Annotated in this window: 18 protein-coding genes; 4 read left to right on the forward strand and 14 right to left on the reverse strand. The window is 68.3% G+C overall.

Annotation, left to right across the window (positions count from 1 at the left end; genetic code table 11):
- Window positions 1–26 precede the first annotated feature (26 nt).
- Complete coding sequence (locus tag ACSVDM_RS20650) at window positions 27–458, reverse strand: MarR family winged helix-turn-helix transcriptional regulator (RefSeq protein ID WP_439267104.1); 432 nt, start codon at window positions 456–458, stop codon at window positions 27–29.
- Window positions 459–518: 60 nt separating this feature from the next.
- On the opposite strand from ACSVDM_RS20650, the gene ACSVDM_RS20655 reads away from it, so the two are divergent.
- Window positions 519–1,583: a substrate-binding domain-containing protein gene (locus ACSVDM_RS20655; protein WP_439267105.1), complete on the forward strand. Its 1,065-nt coding sequence runs from the start codon at window positions 519–521 to the stop codon at window positions 1,581–1,583.
- A 1-nt stretch (window position 1,584) separates the two neighbouring features.
- On the opposite strand, the gene purQ is transcribed toward ACSVDM_RS20655, so the two are convergent.
- The gene (gene purQ, locus ACSVDM_RS20660) at window positions 1,585–2,262 is read right to left on the reverse strand and encodes a phosphoribosylformylglycinamidine synthase subunit PurQ (RefSeq protein WP_439267107.1); all 678 of its coding nucleotides are present in this window, start codon (window positions 2,260–2,262) and stop codon (window positions 1,585–1,587) included.
- 76 nt (window positions 2,263–2,338) lie between these two features.
- Window positions 2,339–2,575, reverse strand: a complete 237-nt coding sequence (purS, locus tag ACSVDM_RS20665) for a phosphoribosylformylglycinamidine synthase subunit PurS (RefSeq protein WP_056818769.1) — start codon at window positions 2,573–2,575, stop codon at window positions 2,339–2,341.
- A 174-nt stretch (window positions 2,576–2,749) separates the two neighbouring features.
- On the opposite strand from purS, the gene ACSVDM_RS20670 reads away from it, so the two are divergent.
- Window positions 2,750–3,394: an MBL fold metallo-hydrolase gene (locus tag ACSVDM_RS20670; protein WP_067492318.1), complete on the forward strand. Its 645-nt coding sequence runs from the start codon at window positions 2,750–2,752 to the stop codon at window positions 3,392–3,394.
- Here the strand turns inward: ACSVDM_RS20670 and ACSVDM_RS20675 are convergent.
- The 5 genes from ACSVDM_RS20675 to ACSVDM_RS20695 form a co-directional block, all read right to left on the reverse strand.
- Window positions 3,391–4,743 (reverse strand): dipeptidase, encoded by a 1,353-nt coding sequence (locus ACSVDM_RS20675; RefSeq protein WP_439267110.1) that lies wholly within the window; start codon window positions 4,741–4,743, stop codon window positions 3,391–3,393. The two genes, ACSVDM_RS20670 and ACSVDM_RS20675, sit on opposite strands and share 4 nt — an antisense overlap.
- Before the next feature lie 8 nt (window positions 4,744–4,751).
- The gene (locus ACSVDM_RS20680; protein ID WP_439267112.1) at window positions 4,752–5,189 is read right to left on the reverse strand and encodes a hypothetical protein; all 438 of its coding nucleotides are present in this window, start codon (window positions 5,187–5,189) and stop codon (window positions 4,752–4,754) included.
- Window positions 5,189–6,610, reverse strand: a complete 1,422-nt coding sequence (locus tag ACSVDM_RS20685) for an APC family permease (RefSeq protein WP_439267113.1) — start codon at window positions 6,608–6,610, stop codon at window positions 5,189–5,191. Before ACSVDM_RS20685 ends, ACSVDM_RS20680 begins: the two co-directional genes overlap by 1 nt.
- Window positions 6,611–6,807: 197 nt before the next feature.
- Window positions 6,808–7,509 carry a DUF2334 domain-containing protein gene (locus ACSVDM_RS20690; protein ID WP_067640755.1) on the reverse strand — a complete coding sequence of 234 codons (702 nt, stop codon included), beginning with the start codon at window positions 7,507–7,509 and terminating at the stop codon, window positions 6,808–6,810.
- A 63-nt stretch (window positions 7,510–7,572) separates the two neighbouring features.
- Window positions 7,573–9,723 carry a S9 family peptidase gene (locus ACSVDM_RS20695; RefSeq protein WP_439267116.1) on the reverse strand — a complete coding sequence of 717 codons (2,151 nt, stop codon included), beginning with the start codon at window positions 9,721–9,723 and terminating at the stop codon, window positions 7,573–7,575.
- A 126-nt stretch (window positions 9,724–9,849) separates the two neighbouring features.
- On the opposite strand from ACSVDM_RS20695, the gene ACSVDM_RS20700 reads away from it, so the two are divergent.
- Complete coding sequence (locus ACSVDM_RS20700; protein ID WP_439267117.1) at window positions 9,850–10,881, forward strand: DUF2330 domain-containing protein; 1,032 nt, start codon at window positions 9,850–9,852, stop codon at window positions 10,879–10,881.
- Here the strand turns inward: ACSVDM_RS20700 and ACSVDM_RS20705 are convergent.
- The 5 genes from ACSVDM_RS20705 to ACSVDM_RS20725 all read right to left on the reverse strand — a co-directional run bounded on the left by ACSVDM_RS20705 (window position 10,878) and on the right by ACSVDM_RS20725 (window position 15,846).
- Window positions 10,878–11,810, reverse strand: a complete 933-nt coding sequence (locus tag ACSVDM_RS20705) for an alpha/beta hydrolase (RefSeq protein WP_243749833.1) — start codon at window positions 11,808–11,810, stop codon at window positions 10,878–10,880. The genes ACSVDM_RS20700 and ACSVDM_RS20705 overlap by 4 nt on opposite strands.
- A 164-nt stretch (window positions 11,811–11,974) precedes the next feature.
- Window positions 11,975–12,397: an HIT family protein gene (locus tag ACSVDM_RS20710; protein ID WP_067492302.1), complete on the reverse strand. Its 423-nt coding sequence runs from the start codon at window positions 12,395–12,397 to the stop codon at window positions 11,975–11,977.
- 79 nt (window positions 12,398–12,476) lie between these two features.
- Complete coding sequence (gene purB, locus ACSVDM_RS20715) at window positions 12,477–13,898, reverse strand: adenylosuccinate lyase (RefSeq protein ID WP_067640863.1); 1,422 nt, start codon at window positions 13,896–13,898, stop codon at window positions 12,477–12,479.
- 6 nt (window positions 13,899–13,904) lie between these two features.
- A complete protein-coding gene (locus ACSVDM_RS20720) occupies window positions 13,905–14,558 on the reverse strand; it encodes a TetR/AcrR family transcriptional regulator (RefSeq protein WP_067492301.1) in 654 nt (217 codons plus the stop codon).
- A 112-nt stretch (window positions 14,559–14,670) separates the two neighbouring features.
- Window positions 14,671–15,846 carry a pyridoxal phosphate-dependent aminotransferase gene (locus tag ACSVDM_RS20725; protein ID WP_439267120.1) on the reverse strand — a complete coding sequence of 392 codons (1,176 nt, stop codon included), beginning with the start codon at window positions 15,844–15,846 and terminating at the stop codon, window positions 14,671–14,673.
- Between the two features lie 127 nt (window positions 15,847–15,973).
- Between ACSVDM_RS20725 and ACSVDM_RS20730 the strand changes: the two genes are divergently transcribed.
- Window positions 15,974–17,065, forward strand: a complete 1,092-nt coding sequence (locus ACSVDM_RS20730) for a M23 family metallopeptidase (RefSeq protein WP_439267122.1) — start codon at window positions 15,974–15,976, stop codon at window positions 17,063–17,065.
- Between the two features lie 4 nt (window positions 17,066–17,069).
- On the opposite strand, the gene purD is transcribed toward ACSVDM_RS20730, so the two are convergent.
- Window positions 17,070–18,344: a phosphoribosylamine--glycine ligase gene (gene purD, locus ACSVDM_RS20735; RefSeq protein WP_439267124.1), complete on the reverse strand. Its 1,275-nt coding sequence runs from the start codon at window positions 18,342–18,344 to the stop codon at window positions 17,070–17,072.
- Between the last annotated feature and the right edge of the window lie 137 nt (window positions 18,345–18,481).

Here is an 18,481-nt window from a genome sequence, read left to right on the forward strand (position 1 = left end):
CGGCCGAACGCCGGGACCGGCACCCGCTACTGGTCTGCGATGACGGCGAGGGCGGCTACGAGGTCGTTGTAGCGCCGGGCTCCCAGCCGCGCCTTCAACTCCTCTTCGGCCAGCTGTTCTTCCCGCCGGATCCTGGCCACGAGCTTGGCGCCGAGGCTGCTCAGCCCGATGAGAATCCGCCGTCGGTCATCGGTCGCCGCGACGCGGAAGATCAGGCCGCGCTCGGCGAGATTGTCGGCGTGCCGGGTGGCCGAGGACGGGGCGAGGCGGGCCTGCGCGGCCAGCTCCGACATGGTCACGCCGTGCTCGGTGGACAACTGGGTGAGAATCGCCCAGTGGTCGTCGGTGAGGTTGTCGGCCGACAGCGCCGCGTCTAATCGGCGCACCCAATTTCGCTCTGCCGAGCGCAGCGCGCCGTGCAGCGTGGAACAGCCACTTATGATGGACACCGATCGCATTCCCACCTGCCGAGAAATTCATTCGAACAATGCTGCTCGAGCTAGGCGATAGAGTACAGAATGCCCACCTTCGACGAGAGCCGGGATGAGACGATCGAGATTCTCTCGATCGTGCCCACCCAGGGCCCGGGTGGCATCATCGCACCGTCCTGTACAGCGGCGATATCGCTGGCAGTAGACGAAATCAACAGCGGCACAGGGATTCTCGGCCGTGAGATCCGGCTCACGACCATCGATGGCGGCCGCCCACCGAGCGTGGTCGCCACCGAAGTCGAGGCGCTGCTCGCCACCGGAATGGTCGGCGCGATCACCGGCTGGCATACCTCGGCCGTGCGCCGTGCGGTCGCCACCGCCGTCGACAGCCGGGTGCCGTATCTGTACGCCACCGACCACGAAGGCCTGCCCGACGAGCGCGCGGGCGTGCTGATGGTCGGCGAACATCCCGATCACCAGACCGTGCCCGCCGCCGCGTGGATGGGCCGGGAGCTGCGAGTGCGCCGCTGGGCGGTGATCGGCAACGACTACGTCTGGCCGCGCCAGACCGCACACGCGCTGCGTCGCGCGCTGCCCTCACCGGCCGATATCGTGCTGGAACGCTATGTGCCGATGGGCACCACGGACTTCGCGAACTTCCTGGACGAACCCACCCTGCTGTTCGCCGATGCCGTCCTGATCCTGATGGTCGGTGCCGACACCGCCCGGTTCAACAGGCAGTTCACCGCGGTGGGGCTGTCGGATTTCCTGCCGCGTCTCAGCCCGGCGGTGGACGAGAACGTGCTGCTCAGCGCGGGCCCCGGCGCCAACAAGAACCTGTATGTCGCCTCGAGCTTCTTCCTCGACGACAACGACGGCCGCCGCGCTCGCTATCGCCGCCACCAGGGGAAGTTCGCCCCGGTGCTCACGACGTTCGGCAACTCCACCTATGAGGCGGTGCACCTGCTACGCGGTGTGGCCGACACCGTCGGCACGCTCGACGTGCCGACCGTGCAGGCCCGGCTGGCCGAGGGTTTCGCCGTCGACGGCCCGGCCACCCGGCGCGGTTTCCTCGGCAATCAGGCCGTCGGCCCCACGCACCTGGCGCGGGCCGACGGGGTCGATTTCGACATCATCGACCGGTTGGACTGATTCAGGCGTTGACGAAGCTGTCGATCACGGAGAAGAACATCCCGAGACCGTCGTCGCTCGGCCCGGTGAGCGCCTCGGTGGCGTGCTCGGGGTGCGGCATCAGGCCGACGACCCGGCCGTTGGCCGAGGAGATGCCGGCGATTCCGCGCTGCGAACCGTTCGGGTTGTCACCGGAGTAGCGGAACACCACGCGGCCCTCACCCTCCAGCTCGTCGAGCACCTGCGTCGACGCCTGGAAACGGCCCTCACCCGATTTGAGCGGGACGAGGATCTGCGCACCCGGCTCGTACCGCGAGGTCCAGGCGGTGTTGGTCGCCTCGACCGTGAGCCACTCGTCCCGGCAGATGAAGTGCAGGCCCTCGTTGCGGGTGAGCGCACCGGGCAGCAGCCCGGCCTCGCACAGCACCTGGAAGCCGTTGCAGATGCCGAGCACCGGCAGGCCCTGACCGGCGGCCCGGACCACTTCGCCCATCACCGGCGCGAACCGGGCGATGGCGCCGCAGCGCAGGTAGTCGCCGTAGGAGAAGCCACCGGGCACGATCACCGCGTCGACATCCTTGATGTCGGCGTCGGCGTGCCACAGGCTCACCGCGTCGGCGCCCGCCAGGCGCACCGCGCGGGCCGCGTCGACATCGTCGAGCGTGCCCGGGAACGTGATGACCCCGATGCGAGCACTCATGCCTCCGCCTCGCTGACGCTCGGCTCCGGCATGAGCGCTGGGGCAGCTGTGCCCATTGTGAGCTCGCTCCGCTCCCTCATGAGACCCGGACGACCTTCCAGTCCTCGATCACCGTATTGGCCAGCAGCGCCTCGGCGATCTGTTCGAGCTGGGCGTCGGAGACGCTGTCGTCCACCTCGAGCTCGAATCGCTTGCCCTGCCGTACATCCGAGATGCCGGCGAATCCCAGACGTGGGAGCGCGCCGACCACGGCCTGCCCCTGGGGGTCCAGAATCTCGGCCTTCGGCATGACCTCGACCACGACTCGTGCCACGCAATGCTCCTCATGTGGTGTGGGGGTTACGCAGAAATCCTAGTTGACCCGGCCGTCGTGCCCGCGTTCCGGGGTCGGTGGCGCTGTGCTCGATGAGGCCGACCCCCGAGGACCCTGCGTGGACACGCTGCGCTACCTCCTCCGGGTCCGCCGGGATCGGCCTAGCATCGGGTCATGCGTATCGCCCACTTCGGCCATTCCTGCATCCTCGTGGAACTGCACGGCGCGAAAGTGCTGTTCGATCCCGGCACCTTCGCGCACGGGTTCGAGGGCATCACCGGTCTGGACGCGATCGCGGTGACCCACCAGCACCCCGACCACATCGACCCGAACCGGATCGCCGACCTGATCGACGCCAATCCGGGCGCGCGGCTGCTGTCCGACCCGCAGACCGCCCAGCAGCGCAGCGAGGGCTGGGAGCCGGTATCGGCCGGTCAGGTGCTCGACATCGGTGACTTACAGATCACCGGTGGCGGCGGCCGCCACGCGGTGATCCACCCCGAGATCCCGGTGATCGACAACACGGTCTTCCAGCTGGGCACCGCCGCCGACCCCGCCCAACTGGTGCATCCGGGTGATTCGCTGTGGGTGCCGCCGGTGCCGGTCGGCGTGCTCGCCATCCCGGCCGTCGCCCCGTGGATGCGGATCTGGGACACCGTCGACTACCTGCGCGCGGTCAACCCACGCACCGCCCTGCCGATCCATTTCGGCATCATCGATCGCTCCGCGCACGGCATCTACTTCGGCCGCCTCGCCGAGATGGCGCCGGCCGGTACCGAGTTCCGGGTGATCGACCCCGAGGACCAGGACCAGTTCTAGCGCCCGTAGGTACTCAGGAACAACGCCTCGGCCAGCGCCATGTGCTCGATCTCGCTCGGATCGACGCTCTCGTTGGGCGCGTGGATGAGGCATTTGGGTTCCTCGACCCCGATCAGCATGATCTCGGCCTTCGGGTAGGTGTCGGCGAAGACATTGCACAGCGGGATGGAACCGCCCTGACCTTCCGTCGTGGCCGGTCGGCCGTACGCGGTCGCCATCGCCTCGGACATGGCGTCGCGGGCGGGGCCGTGTTCGGCGGCGACGAACGGTTCGCCGAGCCCCTCCAGTTCGATGTCGAGCCGCGCGTTCCACGGGGTATGCGCCCGCAGGTGCTTTTCCAGCAGTTCGTAGGCGTGTTGTGGGTCGGTGCCGGGCGGAATGCGCAGGTTGAGCCGTGCCCGCGTGCTCGGCTGGATCGCCGCCGACGAGCCGACCACCGCGGGCACGTCCATGCCCAGCACGGTCAGCGCCGGACGGGCCCACAACATGTCGGCGACGGTGCCGCCGCCGATCAGGTCCACGCCGTCGAGGACGCCCGCGTCGGCCCGGAAGTCCTTGGGTGGATATTGCACCCCGGTCCACTGCTGGTCGGCGGTGAGGCCGTCGACGGTGGTGTTGCCGTGCTCGTCGCGCAGGGACGACAGCAGCTGGATCATCGCCGCCAGCGCGTCGGGTGCGGGCCCACCGAACATGCCCGAATGCATCGGCCCGGCGAGGGTCGTCACGGTGACGACGACATTCACCTGCCCGCGCAGGGTCTGGGTGAAGGTCGGCAGGCCGACGGCGAAATTGCCGCAGTCGGCGACCAGGATGGCGTCGGCGGTGAGCAGCTCGGGATTCGCCACGACGAATTTCTCCAGCCCGCCGGTGCCCTGTTCCTCCGAGCCCTCCGACACCAGCTTGATGCCCACCGGGAAGTCGGGGCCGATCGCGCGCAGGGCCGTGAGGTGGGTGACGATATTGCCCTTGCAGTCGGCGGCGCCGCGACCGTACCAGCGGCCGTCCTTCTCCGTGAGCGTCCAGACCGGGGTTTCCCATGCCTCGTCATCGAGTGGTGGTTGCACGTCGTAGTGGCAGTACAGCAGCACCGTCGGGCTGCCGGGCGGACCCGGCCGGTGCCCGATCACGGCCTGGCTGCCGTCGGGTGTCTCGTGCAGGCCGACCGTCAGCCCGAGCTCGGTGAACGCGTCGGCCACCCACTGCGCGGCCCGCGTGCAGCCTTCCGCCGGGAACTGGCGCGGGTCGGCCACGGACCGGAACGAAACCAGCTGTGCGAGGTCGTTTTTCGCCTCGCCCATGAGTCCGGAAACCTTGGCGCGCAGCGCGTCGACATCGGGAGCCTTCGTCATCGGTGGCCTCACTTCGTCGTGTCGTCGAGATGCAGGGTGTCGAGATGTGCACGGTAGTCGGCCAGGTGTTGCGGGCAGTAGACGGCGATCGCCTGGCCGACCGCCTCGGCGGCCTCCTTCGAGCCGATCACCGGGCGCTGTCCGGGCCCTGATGCGCCATTGCTCAGCGCGGCTTGGTATTTCGCCTTGATGTGGGCGGCGTCCGGGTCCTGGCACACCGAACCACCGTCGTCACCGAGCGCCGAGGCGATGACATCCGGCTCGGGCGCGGGCAGGCCCGCCGCGAGCAAATTGCTGTGCAGCTGTTGGGCTTTCGCGGTCGCCTCGTTGTTCCGGTGGATTTCGTCGAAGGTGAGCAGCCCGATCAAGGCGAAGACGACGAGCAGCACGGCGGCCGTGAGGTATATCCAGATCCTGGCGCGATCGGGGGCATCTGCGGTACTCATCACTGAGCCTCCTGCGGAACGGCGATCTTCCAGCTTTCCCGGCGATTCCGATAGAACAGATAGGGAATGAGCAACCCGACGATGCCCATCCCACCGCCGACGATCGCGAAATACATCAGCGGATTACCGCTACCGAATTGCGAGGGCGGAACGAAACCGATGGCGAACGCCGCCACCGAGGACACCGACCCGAGCAGACACAGCGCGTACAACGCGGGCGCCCGGTAACCACGGGGATGATCCGGGTCGTCGCGGCGCAATTTCGCGGCCGCTGCGAACATCAGCACATACATGATCAGATACACCTGCGTGGTGATCACCGACAGGATCCAATACGCGCTCGACACATTGGGAATCAATGCGTAGAGCAGGGCGATGGCCGTGGTGAAAACGCCCTGGGCGACCAGCATGTTCTGCTGCACACCGTGCTTGTTGAGCCGGGTGAGAACCGGCGGCAGATAACCCTCGCTCCGCCCGATCAGCAGCAACCCCTTGGAGGGTCCGGCCAGCCAGGTGAGCATCCCGCCCAGCGCGGCGGCCACCAGGGCGATGCCGACGATCGGGGTGAGGAATCCGATGTGAAAATGACTGAAGAATCCGTCGAACGCCTGCATCACGCCGGCCGTCAGACTCAGGCTGGCCGAGGGCACCACCCAGCTGATCGCCAGGGCGGGCAGGATGAAGATGACCAGCACCAACCCTGCCGCCAATGCCATGGCCTTGGGGAATTCCTTGCCGGGATTGCGCAACGACGACACGTGGACCGCGTTCATCTCCATTCCCGCGTAGGACAGGAAGTTGTTCACGATCAGGACCAGGCTCGCCAGGCCGGTCCAGGCCGGTAGCAGATGCGCCGAGTCCATCGGTGCCGCCGAAGGATTGCCCTGGCTGAGGAACACCAGCCCGAGGACGACGAGCAGCGTCCCGGGAATCAGCGTGCCGATGATCAGCCCCATGCTGGACAGCCCGGCGACCGTCTTGGTGCCGCGCGAGGACACATACACCCCCGCCCAGTAGACGGTGATGATCACGATCGCCACATACGGACCGTTCGAGGCGAGCGACGGATGAATGATGTAGGCGAAAGTGCTTGCCACATAAGCCAGCAAGCTCGGGTAGTAGAAAATCGTCATGGCGAACTGACACCACACCGCGAGAAAACCCAGCGGTTTACTCAGGCCGTCGCCCACCCATTTGTAGACACCGCCGTCCCAGCCCGAGGCCAATTCCGCCGCCACCAGCGAGGTAGGCATGAGGAAGAGAACGGCGGGAACAATGTAGAGGAAAACACAGGCCAGTCCGTAGACGGCCATTGTCGGTGCCGAACGCAGACTGGCCACCGAACTCGTGGTCATCAGCGCCAATGTCACCCAGGACAGGTATTTCGTGGTTGTCGCGGCTTTCGTCGCGGTGCCCGTCATCAGCGCTGCCTCCTGCTGTGTTCACACAACTAGCGGAAACCCTCGAATTACGCTCGAGGATCGTAACCGTGCGGCAGCCGACCGGCGGCTTCGAAACGGGCACGATTGCAGCGCGAATATTCGGACAGCGAAGGCAGGGCAGCCGATAGGCCACCGCCGCGCGCGGGTGATCGCCGATTCGCGCGCGGCGGGGCCGGTCAGGCGGCCTTGCTGGCCGGGACCGGCTCCCAGCGGTAAACGGTGCTGCGGGCACCGTGGTAGAGCGCGAGGTCGACCGCGTCGAGCACGGCCTGACGCGGGCCGGAGCGCTGCAACTGCGCCCCCGAGATCGCCAGGCGAAGGACGCCGCCGCGCCGGGCCGTGCGGGCCGCGCCCATCACCAGCGCCCGGCACCACCAGGGTTCGGCCCGGAAGCCCTCACCGATGCCGTACACCCGCGAGCGCTGCGCCACATTGTTTTCCAGGTCGAGCATGGTGGTCAGGCCGAGAGCGAGGCGGAAACCCACGTCGGGGAGGGCTGCGAGCGCACCGGCCGAGGCGTCCCAGCGCGGGGCCGCGAACAGCCGGGTGCGCAACTGCACCTGCTCCATCACCCGGTCGGCCGCTTTGAGCCGCAGCGTCGCCTCGTGCCGGGGCAGCGTGGCGAATTCGGCCCGCCGCGACTTGGTGGCCGCCTGGTCGTAGCCGTGCAGCACGATGGCGTCACCGGCCAGCCGTCGCCCGCGCAACCACGATTGCGTCGCCGGGTCGTCGACCAGCCGGTATTTGCCCTTCAGCCGGGGCGCGACCAGCAACGACAGCCGCACCCCGCGCTGATCCATCAGCTCCGCGAACTCGATCGCGGCATCGCGCGTGGTATCCCGGATTCCCGACACCGAAACGATCAGCTCGCCGTTCATGTGTCAACGATGGCAGCCGGAGGTGACGCCCACGTGGTTGCGCGATGAACTCCTAGCGTCCGTCTATTTGTCGGCGAGGCCCACGGTGTCCAGCACCCAGGCGTACTCGAACGCGACTTCCTTCCACTTCTCGTAGCGGCCGCTCACCCCGCCGTGGCCCGCGCTCATCTCCGTTTTCAGCAGCACTTCGCTGTCACCGGTCTTGGTGGCGCGCAGCTTGGCGACCCACTTGGCCGGTTCCACGTACAGCACACGGGTGTCGTTGAGGCTGGTGATCGCCAGGATCGGCGGATAGTCCTTGGCCTCGACGTTCTCGTACGGCGAGTACGACTTCATGTACTCGTAGACGTCCTTGTCGGCCAACGGGTTACCCCATTCGTCCCACTCGATCACCGTCAGCGGCAGCGACGGGTCGAGGATGGAGGTGAGCGGGTCGACGAACGGGACATTGGCCAGGATGCCCGCGAACAGCTCCGGCGCCAGGTTGGCCACCGCGCCCATCAGCAGACCGCCCGCGCTGCCGCCGTCGGCGACGAGCCGGTCGGGTGCGGTGGTGCCCGCGTCGACGAGATGACTTGCCACGGAGACGAAGTCGGTGAAGGTGTTCATCTTCGACAGGGTCTTGCCGTGCTCGTACCAGAGCCGGCCCATCTCGCCGCCGCCGCGCACGTGCGCCACCGCGAACACCATGCCGCGGTCAAGCAGCGACAGCCGCGACACCGAGAACGACGGATCGATGCTCGCCTCGTAGGAGCCGTAGCCGTAGAGCAGCATCGGCTTGGGGCCGGGCGGCAGATCGCGCCGCTGGATCAGCGAGATCGGGATGCGGGTGCCGTCGGAGGCCACTGCCCAATCCCGGTGCTGCTCATACTCTTCGGCGTTGTAGCCGCCGAGTACCGGCTGCTCCTTGCGCAGCAGCAGTTCCCCGGTGGCGGGCACGTAGTCGAACACCTGCATCGGGGTGATGAACGAGGTGACACCCACCCGCAGCGTCGGCTGCTCCCACTCCGGGCTGGATCCCATACCGGCGGAGAACAATTCGAGCCCGAACTCGAGTTCGGTCAGCTCGCCGTAGCCCGCCGGGGTGAGCGGCCACACCGCGAGGCGGGGCAGGGCGCCGCGGCGGTAGCCGAGCACCAGGTGGTCGGCGAAGGCGTCGATGTCCTCGAGCCGCACGTCCTCGCGGTGCCCGATCAGGACCGTCATGTCCGACGGGTCGGTGGCAGGTGCTTCGGCGAGGACGAAGTTCTCCGCTTTCACGCCGTCGACCACGTCGTTGTGCAGGATCAGGAAACGGTCCGCACCCGCGATCACCGCGTGCTCGGCCGAGTACTCCACGCCCTCGCGCCGGGGCAGCAGCACCCGGAACTCGCCCTCGGGGTTGTCCGACTCCAGCACCCAGCCCTCGGTGGTGATCTTGGAACCGAGCCAGATCATCAGGTACTTCTCGGAGCGAGTGGCACCGACGCTCACCCAGTAGCGCTCATCCGGCTCGTGGAAGACCTTCACGTCGTCGGTGGACGCGGTGCCGACGCGGTGCCGCCACACGGTGTCGGGGCGCCAGGATTCGTCGACGGTCTGATAGAAGATGTGCGTCCCGTCCAGCGACCAGGTGGCCCCCGGTGCGGCGCCGACGACCTCGTCGGGCAGCAGTTCGCCGGTGCGCAGGTCCTTGATGCGCAGGGTGTAGCGCTCGTCGCCGGTGCTGTCGACCGAGTAGGCGAGCAGGTTGCCGTCGTGGCTCAGCGAGAACGCGCCGAGGGCGAAGAAGTCCAGACCCTCGGCGAGCACATTGCTGTCGAGCAGCACCTGCTCACCCTCGATGGAGGTGTCCACCTCGAGTTGCGGCGGCGTCCAGGCGTCGATGCCCTCGGCCTTGGCGTCGATCGGACAGCGGCAGTGCACGCCGTACTGCTTGCCCTCGAAGCTGCGCGAGTAGTACCAGTACTCCCCCAGCCGGGTCGGCACCGAAAGGTCCGTTTCCTGGGTCCGCGCCTTGATCTCGTCGAAGATCTTGTCCCGCAGGGGCTGCAGCTGATCGGTGCGCGCCGCGGTGTAGGCGTTCTCCTCCTCCAGGTACGCGATGACCTCGGGATCTTCCTTGTCCCGCAGCCACTCGTACTCGTCGACGAACGTGTCGCCGTGGTGCACCCGTTCGACGGGCACCTTCTTCGCGATCGGCGCCGACACCACCGTCTGATTCTCGCCAGCCATGTGTCCACCGTAGTCGCCGCCCCCGACCCCGGCCCGCCAACTCGGCCGTCACCGGGATCCGCCCCGCTCCGTGCGGTGAGTATTTCTGCGGATGGCGGCTCGGGGTGAGGTCCGTAACCTGCTCGCATGGGGATTCGCGGGACGGTTCGTTCGCTTGTTGTCGCCGGTGCGCTGCTGCTGGCTTCCGGTTCGGTTGTCGTCGCGCCCGCGGTGGCGTGTGCGTGTGGCGGGGTGGTGAGCGGCGACGGCTCGGCGCGGGTGGACAGTGAGACCGCCGTGCTCGGTTGGGACGGTCGACGCGAAACCATTCTGATGCGGTTGGGGATGCGGTTCACCGGCGCCGATGCGGCGCTCATCGTGCCGACCCCCACTCCTGCCACGGTGTCGGCCGGTAGTGCCGCGTCGTTCACCGAGTTGTCGCGACTCACCGCGCCGGAGGTGGTCGTCGACCGCTACTGGTTCGACAGCGACAGATACGAATCCTCCGCCGGCGCACCGGGTTCCGGGCCGGAAGTGCTCGGCCAGGTGCGACTGGGTCCGCTCGAGGCGACGACGCTACGCGGCGGCGACCTCACCGGTGTGCGGGAGTGGTTGTCCACCAACGGCTATCAGCTGCGGCCGGAGGTGAGCGCCACCCTCGAGCCGTATCTGCGCGAAGGCTGGTCGTTCGTCGCCATGCGGCTCACCAGCCCCGAACCCCTCGACGGCGCCCTCGACCCGGTGCGCCTCACCTTCGATTCCGATCGCCTCGTCTACCCGATGCGCATGTCGGCGGCGGCGACCACTCCCCAATCGGTACACCTCTACGTCTTCGGCGACCACCGCCTCACCCGTACCGACGCCGACACCGAATCCCAATTCACCACGACCGAATTCGCTTCACCCGTGAGCGCTCTCACCGACCCCGATCTGATCGCGCTCGCCGCGGGCAAGACCTACCTGACCGAACTGTCGGTCTCCATCCCCCGGCCCGCCGCCATCACCTCCGACTTCACTTTCGCCCCGGCCGACACCGACGCCACCGTGCGCGACCGCGTAGTCGAGAAGGAGTACGTCGAAATCCTCGGCTTCCCCGCCGGTTACGTCCTTGTCGCCGTGGTGCTTTCGATCCTGGCGGTGGCGGGCGGCGCATTGCTGCGCCGCCGCTCGACCCGCTAGGCCCCGAGAGCGGGCCCGATGGTGGGCCAGGAGTGGTGCAGGGCGTCCTGCCAGTAGCCCCAGGAGTGGGTGCCGACGGGGTGGTAGTCGATGTCGGCCCCGATGCCCGCGGCGGCCAGACGCTGGCCGAAGGAGGCCATGCAACCGTTGACGCCGACCTCGATGGGACCGCCGAGAACGATGTTCTCCGGCAGCTGAGGCTTGAGCTGGGCCTCGTGGTGGCCGGGGATACCGGTGCCGGTCGACATGTACAGCGCCTTGCCGCGCAGGTTGTCGAGCAGCTGGGCGGGGTCGTGTGCCGCCCATTCGGGGCTGCCCGGCGCACCCCACATATTGAGCGGGTTACCACCGCGGTTGGTGATGGAGAACATCATCGCGCCCGCCGCCATGCCCATGTCGGGGCACGCGCTGTAGCCTGCGACGGCCCGGTAGAGGCCGGGGTTGCGGGCGGCCAGGATGTAGGCCGCGTTGCCGCCCATCGACAGGCCACCGATGGCGTTCACGCCGTTGCCGTCGAAGCGGGCGTCGATCAGGCCGGGCAGTTCACGGGTGAGGAACGTTTCCCACTTGTACCGGCCGAAACGCGGGTCGTCGGCGATCCAGTCGGTGTAGTAGCTGGCCTGTCCGCCCATCGGCAGCACCACGTTCACGTGCTTGCCACGGAAGAACGCCTCGGCGTCGGTGGCATTGGTCCAGGTGCTCTGGCCGATGCCCGGATCGAGGCCGTCGAGCAGGTAGTACGTACCGCGCGCTCCGCCACCCGCCGGGTGCAGAACCTGCAGCTCGATATTGCGCCCCATCGCGGGCGAGGTGACGGTGATCGCGGTGCGGTTCGGGGTGAGCACACGCTCCCCGACGATGTCCGCGGCCGCGGCGGGTGCGGGCTGCAGAACGCCCGGACCGATGAACGCGATGGCGAATGCCAGCACTGAAGCAGCAACACCTGAACGACGCACGATCTACCCTCCATAACCGCATGCCAATGACAGTCCAAAGTAACCCACCGATGAACGTCGAGGAAGCATTCGGCGATTTGGGCGTTTCTTCGGCAAACTTTTGGGTATGTATTGCCCGCTTCGTCCGAAATCGCAGGTCAGCGGGTAAGAGCGCCCCGGATCGAGCCGGCGAGATAATCCAGATCGGCGCGCGCGGGCGAGGTGGGTCGTGCGCGCAATCCGAAGCCGTCACCGGGCGTTCTCGGAATGACGTGCAGGTGCACGTGGAATACCTCTTGGCCGGCCGTAACACCGTCGGCGAGAAAGAAATTCACGCCGTCGGCGGCCACCTCGCTGTCACGCAGGGCCGCCGCGATCCGCTGTCCCACCTGAAACAGCTTGCCGCCCAACACCGGATCGAGTTCGGCAAGGCTGGGCGCGGCCACCTTGGGCACCACGAGCACATGGCCGGGCGTCACAGGACGAATATCCATGAACGCCAGCACATCATCGTCCTCGTACACCTTGGAAGCGGGCGCCCGACCGGCGACGATGTCGGAGAAGATCGTGTACGGATTCATCCGCGCACGGTATCGAAAACGCACGAGAGCCCGCCACCGCCGCCGCAGGGCGGGCAGTGGCGGGCTCACGCGCACGGCTCTACAGAATCGGCGAGGGCGTGTACCGCGCGGCCTCCGGGTTGGCCTCGACCAGCTTCTGCACCTGGGCGATCACCTCGGACACCTGATCGGTGGCCGCACCGATGAACGCGGACTTGTCGGCCAGCGCGGCGTCGAGGGCGGCGCGGTCGAGCGGCATCCGCTCGTCGGCGGCGAGCCGATCGAGCAGATCGGGTTCGCGTCCCTGCTCACGCATGGCCAGGGCGACGGCGACCGCGTGCTCCTTGATGACCTCGTGCGCGGTCTCACGGCCGACACCGGCCCGCACCGCCGCCATCAGGATGCGCGTGGTGGCCAGGAACGGCAGGTACCGGTCGAGTTCGCGCGAGACGACGGCCGGGTAGGCGCCGAACTCGGCGAGCACGGTCAGGAACGTCTCCATCTGCCCGTCGATGGCGAAGAAGGCATCGGGCAGCGCGACGCGACGCACCACCGAGCAGAACACGTCGCCCTCGTTCCACTGCGCGCCCGCCAGTTCGGCGGCCATCGAGCCGTAGCCGCGCAGCACCACCTGCAGACCGTTCACCCGCTCACAGGACCGGGTGTTCATCTTGTGCGGCATGGCCGACGAGCCCACCTGACCCGGCTGGAACCCTTCGGTGACCAGCTCGTGGCCCGCCATCAGGCGGATCGTGTGCGCGAACGACGACGGCCCGGCACCCAGCTGCACCAGCGCCGAGAGCACGTCGTGGTCGAGCGAGCGCGGGTACACCTGGCCCACGCTGGTGAAGACGTTCTTGAAACCGAGGTGGGTGGCCACCTGCTGTTCGAGGGCGGCGAGCTTGCCCGCGTCACCGTCGAGCAGGTCGAGCATGTCCTGGGCGGTGCCCATCGGGCCCTTGATGCCGCGCAACGGGTAGCGATCGATCAGCTCGCGCAGCCGGGTGAGCGCGACGAGCACCTCGTCGGCGGCGGAGGCGAAACGCTTGCCGAGCGTGGTGGCCTGCGCGGCGACATTGTGCGAGCGGCCCGCCATCACCAGCGCCTGGTACTCGGCGGCCCGCTCACCGAGCCGCGCGGCGATGGCGACACCGTGGTCGTAGACGTGTTCGAGCGAGAGCCGGATCTGCAGCTGCTCCACGTTCTCGGTGAGGTCGCGGCTGGTCATGCCCTTGTGCACGTGCTCGTGGCCGGCCAGCGCGTTGAACTCCTCGATGCGGGCCTTCACATCGTGACGGGTGACCCGCTCGCGCTCGGCGATCGAGGCCAGGTCCACGTGGTCGATGACCCGCTCGTAGTCCTCGACCACCCCTGCGGGAACGTCGATCCCGAGCTGCGACTGGGCGCGCAGCACCTCGAGCCACAGCTTGCGCTCGAGCACGATCTTGTTCTCGGGCGACCAGAGCGCGACGAGCTCCGGGCTGGCGTATCGGGTGGCGAGGACATTCGGGACGAGGCTCACGAGCACTCAGTCTAGTTGCCTGACCCGTTCGCCCTGCTGGGGCATCATGTTGGGCACCACGGGCGGGGCCACGATGTCGATCATCTCGAGCAATCCGGCTCGGGCGGGGCGGCGCGGTTCGGGGTGTCCCTCGATCAGCGCGGCGACGACGGCACCGTCGACGACGGCGACGAGCCTGCGTAACTGCTCGGGGCGCACCACCCGGTCGGAGCGGCGCAACACGTCGGCGAGCAGGTCTTCGAGCTGGGTGCGTAGTCGTAGCTGCACCTCGCGTAGCTCGGGGTGCCGCGCGGAGGCGACCGACCGCTCGTAGCGGGCGATCAGTTGGCCGCGGGCGTCGAGATCGCTGTCGTCGGGGCCGACCAGCAGGTCGAGCACCAGGTCGACGGTCGCCTCGGTGCCGCGCCTGCGGTGGCTCACATCGCCGACGCGGCGGCGCATCGCGTCGAGTTCACGGGCGCCGCTGAACTCGACGGCGCTGGCGATCAGATCTTCCAGTGAGGCGAAGTAGTAGGTGGTGGACGCGAGGGGAAGATCGGCTCTCGAGGCCACCGAACGATGTCGCACGGCGTCGAAGCCGCCTTCGAGCAACAGTTCAGCCGCCGCCGCCACCAGAGCCTGGCGACGTCGTTCGCCTTTCGGAGTCGTCGCGGTGGTCACCGTGCCATCGTGCCAGTCATCATCAGTTCAACCGTGCGCAATCGTCATCGGGGAAACGCTGGGAATTCGGGATATCTGAGTTTTACCGTATCCCGGCACCGATGTGTTCGTACTAGGGAAAGTTGTTGGGGGACATCACCGTTGACAACCGGTCCAGCGCTGCGGAAATGTCGTTTGTGGCGCCTGCGAAGGAAAAGCGAATCGTGCGAAGACCGCGCTCGGTATCGAAGTCCAGACCCGGTGCCACCGCCACTCCGGTTTCGGCGAGAACCCGCGCGCACCACTCCAGTGAATTACTGGTCAAATGACCGATATCCGCGTAGGCGTAGAAGGCGCCGTCGGCGGGCGCCAGATCGGTGATGCCGAGCGCGGGCAAACCCTCCAACAGCAACGCCCGATTGGTCGCGTACCGGCGCACGTGCCCGTCGAGTTCGTCCTTGGCCTCGGGCCCGAAGGCGTGCACCGCCGCGTACTGCGAGATCGCGGGCGGGCACACGGTCATGTTCGACGCCAGCCGCTGCAACGCGGGACGCAGGTGCGCCGGCGCGAGCATCCAGCCCAACCGCCATCCGGTCATCGAGAAGTACTTCGACACCGACCCGATCACCACCGCGTCGCGGGAGAACTCCCAGGCCGAGGACGTCGGCGTGCTCGCGCCCGCGTAGGTGATGCCGTGGTAGATCTCGTCGGAGATCAGCAGCGTGCCGCGCGTTTCGCACCAGCGGGCGATGGCGGCCAGTTCCGCCGGGTCGATCATGGTCCCGGTCGGATTCGCCGGGCTCGCCAGCACCAGCCCCGCGGGCGGTTCGGGTAGCGCCTCGAGCATCGCCACTGTCGGCTGGAAGCGGGTCTGCGGGCCGCAGTCCAGCTCGACGACCCGGCAGCCGAGGGCGGTGAGGGTGTTGCGGTAGGCCGGGTAGCCCGGCCGGGCGACCACGACGGTGTCGCCCACGTCGAAGGCGGCAAGGAAGATCAGCGTGAACGCGCCCGACGATCCGGTGGTCACCACCACCTCGTCGGGGTGCACGTCGTAGCCGTAGGTCTCGCTGTGATGGCCCGCGATGGCCTCGCGCAGCGGCAGGATCCCGAACGTCTCGGTGTACCCGAGCAGCTCGTGGTCGATCGCCGCACGTGTCGCCCGCAACACCGGCGCGGGCGCCTGGGTCGACGGCTGCCCCGCCGCGAGTACCAGCACATCACCGTGCGACCTGGCGCGTTCGGCGGCCGCCTTCCACACGTCCATCACGTAGAAGGGAGGAATGGTCGACCGTAGCGATTCTGTGGACACCCGAGAGACGGTAGATCACCCGATCGCGCGCCTGCACAGATATGGTCGGCACAATGGCTCCGACAGCGAATACGCAGGCACCGACGCCACTGGAAGCGTGGCGCCGGGACAGGGTCGTGGGGGCGGTATGAGGCGGACCGAGGTGGACGGACTCGCGTCGGGTGAGGTGCGCGAGCCCGACCGCGACACCGCATCCGTCGACGACACACCGAACAGGTCGGGCACCTCACGTCCGCGTCGTTCGAATGTGAACGGCCTTGTCCTGCGCGCCAATTGGCGCGAGCATCTGCCTGCGCAGGTTCCGGTGCGGGATCGAGTGGCGGCGTGGGTCGGCAAGTATCCCGTACTCGGGGAGATCGCGGCCGATCTGCGGCGCGGTGACGTTCGGAAAGTGTTCTGGGAGCGGCCTTCTCGGCAGGCGACGGAACTGTGGTCGCGCAGGCCGAGCAGCGAGCGGGTGCGTGCGGTGCTCGTCGAGCGGCGTGTGCTCATCGCGGGCGTCGTGGTGGTCGCGGTGCTCGTGGCTTCGGACGGGCAGTTCGGCGGGCTCGTCGACCGACCGCTGGCACCGGGTGAGGCCCAGCGGGTCGCCATCGCCTATCCCCCGCAGATCCCGCCCAACCCGCAGTCGGTGCGCCGCCTGCTCGTCGCCATCGACAACGGTGAGAAGCGTCGCGAGGCCGCGGTGGTCGCCGCGGCGGCCCGCGCCACCCTGGAACGCGCCAAGGCCGAGGCGGCGGCCGCGTCGTCGGGACAGTGGCAGGACTGGATGGGTGAGCGCGCCCCCGTGGTGCCCGGCGTCATGGTTCCCGGTTCGAGCACCCCGTCGACGGGCGGTTTCAGCCTGCCTGCCAAGGGCCTGTTCACCTCAGGTTTCGGCTCACGCTGGGGCACCATGCACCGCGGCATCGACATCGCGGGCCCCATCGGCAGCCCCATCTACGCCGTCGCCGACGGCACCGTCGTCGAGGCGGGCCCCGCCCAGGGCTTCGGCCTGTGGGTCCGTATCCGCCACGACGACGGAACCATCAGCATCTACGGCCACATGTACGACTTCTTCGTCTCCCCGGGCGAACGCGTCCCCGCGGGTATGCAGATCGCCCGCATCGGCAACCGGGGCGACTCCACCGGCCCCCACCTGCACTTCGAGATCGTCCAGAACGGCCAGCACGTGGACCCGCAGGCCTGGCTGGCCCGTCACGGGCTCAGCCTGACCTGACCGGTTACCGCTTCCGTTCCGGGACAACGACTTCCGTGGCGCCGATGTCGGTGCGGAAGTGGCTGCCGGGGAGCTTGATCTTGGCGAGGCGGGCGTAGGCGCGTTCGCGGGCCTCGGCCAGGTCCTCGCCGATGCCGACGACATTGAGAACGCGGCCACCCGCGGAGACCAGTGCCTTGTCCTCGCGCAGGGCCGTGCCCGCGTGCAGGACGAGGGTGTCACCGTCGAGGGCGCCTTCCTCGGCGCCGGTGATCACATCGCCGGTGCGGGGACGGGCGGGGTAGTTCTCGGCGGCGAGCACGACCGTGATGGCCGAACCGTCCTTCCAGCGCGGCGGTTCGACCTCGGCGAGGCGGCCGGTGGCGGTGGCGTGCAGCAGCTCGGCGAACGGGCTGTCGAGCAGCGCGAGCACCGCCTGGGTCTCGGGATCACCGAAGCGGCAATTGAATTCGACGACGGCGGGACCGTTGGTGCCGATCGCCAGGCCGGCGTACAGCAGCCCGGAGAAACCGCTGCCGCGCCGAACCAGTTCGGCCGCAACGGGCTTCACGACATCGTCGACGATCTCGGTGAGCGTCTCGGCGGGCAGCCACGGCAGCGGGGTGTAGGCGCCCATGCCGCCGGTGTTGGGGCCCGCGTCGCCGTCACCGACGCGCTTGTGGTCCTGCGCGGGCAGCAGCGGCACCACGGTCTCGCCGTCGACCAGGCAGAACAGCGAAACCTCCGGCCCGTCGAGGAACGACTCCAGCAGCACCGGATGCCCCTGCTCGAGCAGCTCGGCACCGTGATCGCGGGCGGCCCGGCGATCGGCGGTCACCACAACACCCTTGCCCGCCGCCAGGCCGTCGTCCTTGACCACCCAGGTGGGGCCGAAACGGTCGAGCGCGGCATCCAGGTCGGCTGGGTTGTCGACGATCTCGCTGTGCGCCGTCCGCACACCGGCCGCCGCCATCACATCCTTGGCGAACGCCTTGGACCCTTCGATCCGTGCCGCGTCGGCCGACGGGCCGAACACGGGGATCCCGGCCGCGCGCACCGCGTCGGCCACACCGAGCACCAGCGGCACCTCGGGCCCGATCACCACCAGGTCGGCCGCGACCTCCCGGGCCAGCGCGGTCACGTCCTCGGCCGAGCAGGGATCGACGGGTCGCAGCTCGGCCTGCTGGCCGATACCGGGATTGCCGGGGGCGGCGATCACCGCCGTCACCGACGGATCCCGACGCAGCGCCAGGACGAGGGCATGTTCACGGGCTCCGGAACCGATGACGAGTACGCGCACCGCCACAGATTAGTCGCGCCGCCGCGCGCCCACTCGCGACCCCCTGATCCCGACATCCGCCCGTCCACCACCGTTCACCCTGGCCGAACCGGGTTCCGCTGGGCCACAATGGAACCAACAGCGGAACCGGGGGACGA

It is taken from the genome of Nocardia sp. JW2 (assembly GCF_051843015.1).
In the GTDB taxonomy this organism is placed as follows: domain Bacteria; phylum Actinomycetota; class Actinomycetes; order Mycobacteriales; family Mycobacteriaceae; genus Nocardia; species Nocardia coubleae.

Bases quoted from the DNA above. Each gene is read 5' to 3' on its own strand.
- ACSVDM_RS20650 (WP_439267104.1), bottom strand. From the start codon at position 458: ATGCGATCGGTGTCCATCATAAGTGGCTGTTCCACGCTGCACGGCGCG.
- ACSVDM_RS20655 (WP_439267105.1), top strand. From the start codon at position 519: ATGCCCACCTTCGACGAGAGCCGGGATGAGACGATCGAGATTCTCTCG.
- purQ (WP_439267107.1), bottom strand. From the start codon at position 2,262: ATGAGTGCTCGCATCGGGGTCATCACGTTCCCGGGCACGCTCGACGAT.
- ACSVDM_RS20670 (WP_067492318.1), top strand. From the start codon at position 2,750: ATGCGTATCGCCCACTTCGGCCATTCCTGCATCCTCGTGGAACTGCAC.
- ACSVDM_RS20675 (WP_439267110.1), bottom strand. From the start codon at position 4,743: ATGACGAAGGCTCCCGATGTCGACGCGCTGCGCGCCAAGGTTTCCGGA.
- ACSVDM_RS20680 (WP_439267112.1), bottom strand. From the start codon at position 5,189: ATGAGTACCGCAGATGCCCCCGATCGCGCCAGGATCTGGATATACCTC.
- ACSVDM_RS20685 (WP_439267113.1), bottom strand. From the start codon at position 6,610: ATGACGGGCACCGCGACGAAAGCCGCGACAACCACGAAATACCTGTCC.
- ACSVDM_RS20690 (WP_067640755.1), bottom strand. From the start codon at position 7,509: ATGAACGGCGAGCTGATCGTTTCGGTGTCGGGAATCCGGGATACCACG.
- ACSVDM_RS20695 (WP_439267116.1), bottom strand. From the start codon at position 9,723: ATGGCTGGCGAGAATCAGACGGTGGTGTCGGCGCCGATCGCGAAGAAG.
- ACSVDM_RS20700 (WP_439267117.1), top strand. From the start codon at position 9,850: ATGGGGATTCGCGGGACGGTTCGTTCGCTTGTTGTCGCCGGTGCGCTG.
- ACSVDM_RS20710 (WP_067492302.1), bottom strand. From the start codon at position 12,397: ATGAATCCGTACACGATCTTCTCCGACATCGTCGCCGGTCGGGCGCCC.
- ACSVDM_RS20730 (WP_439267122.1), top strand. From the start codon at position 15,974: ATGAGGCGGACCGAGGTGGACGGACTCGCGTCGGGTGAGGTGCGCGAG.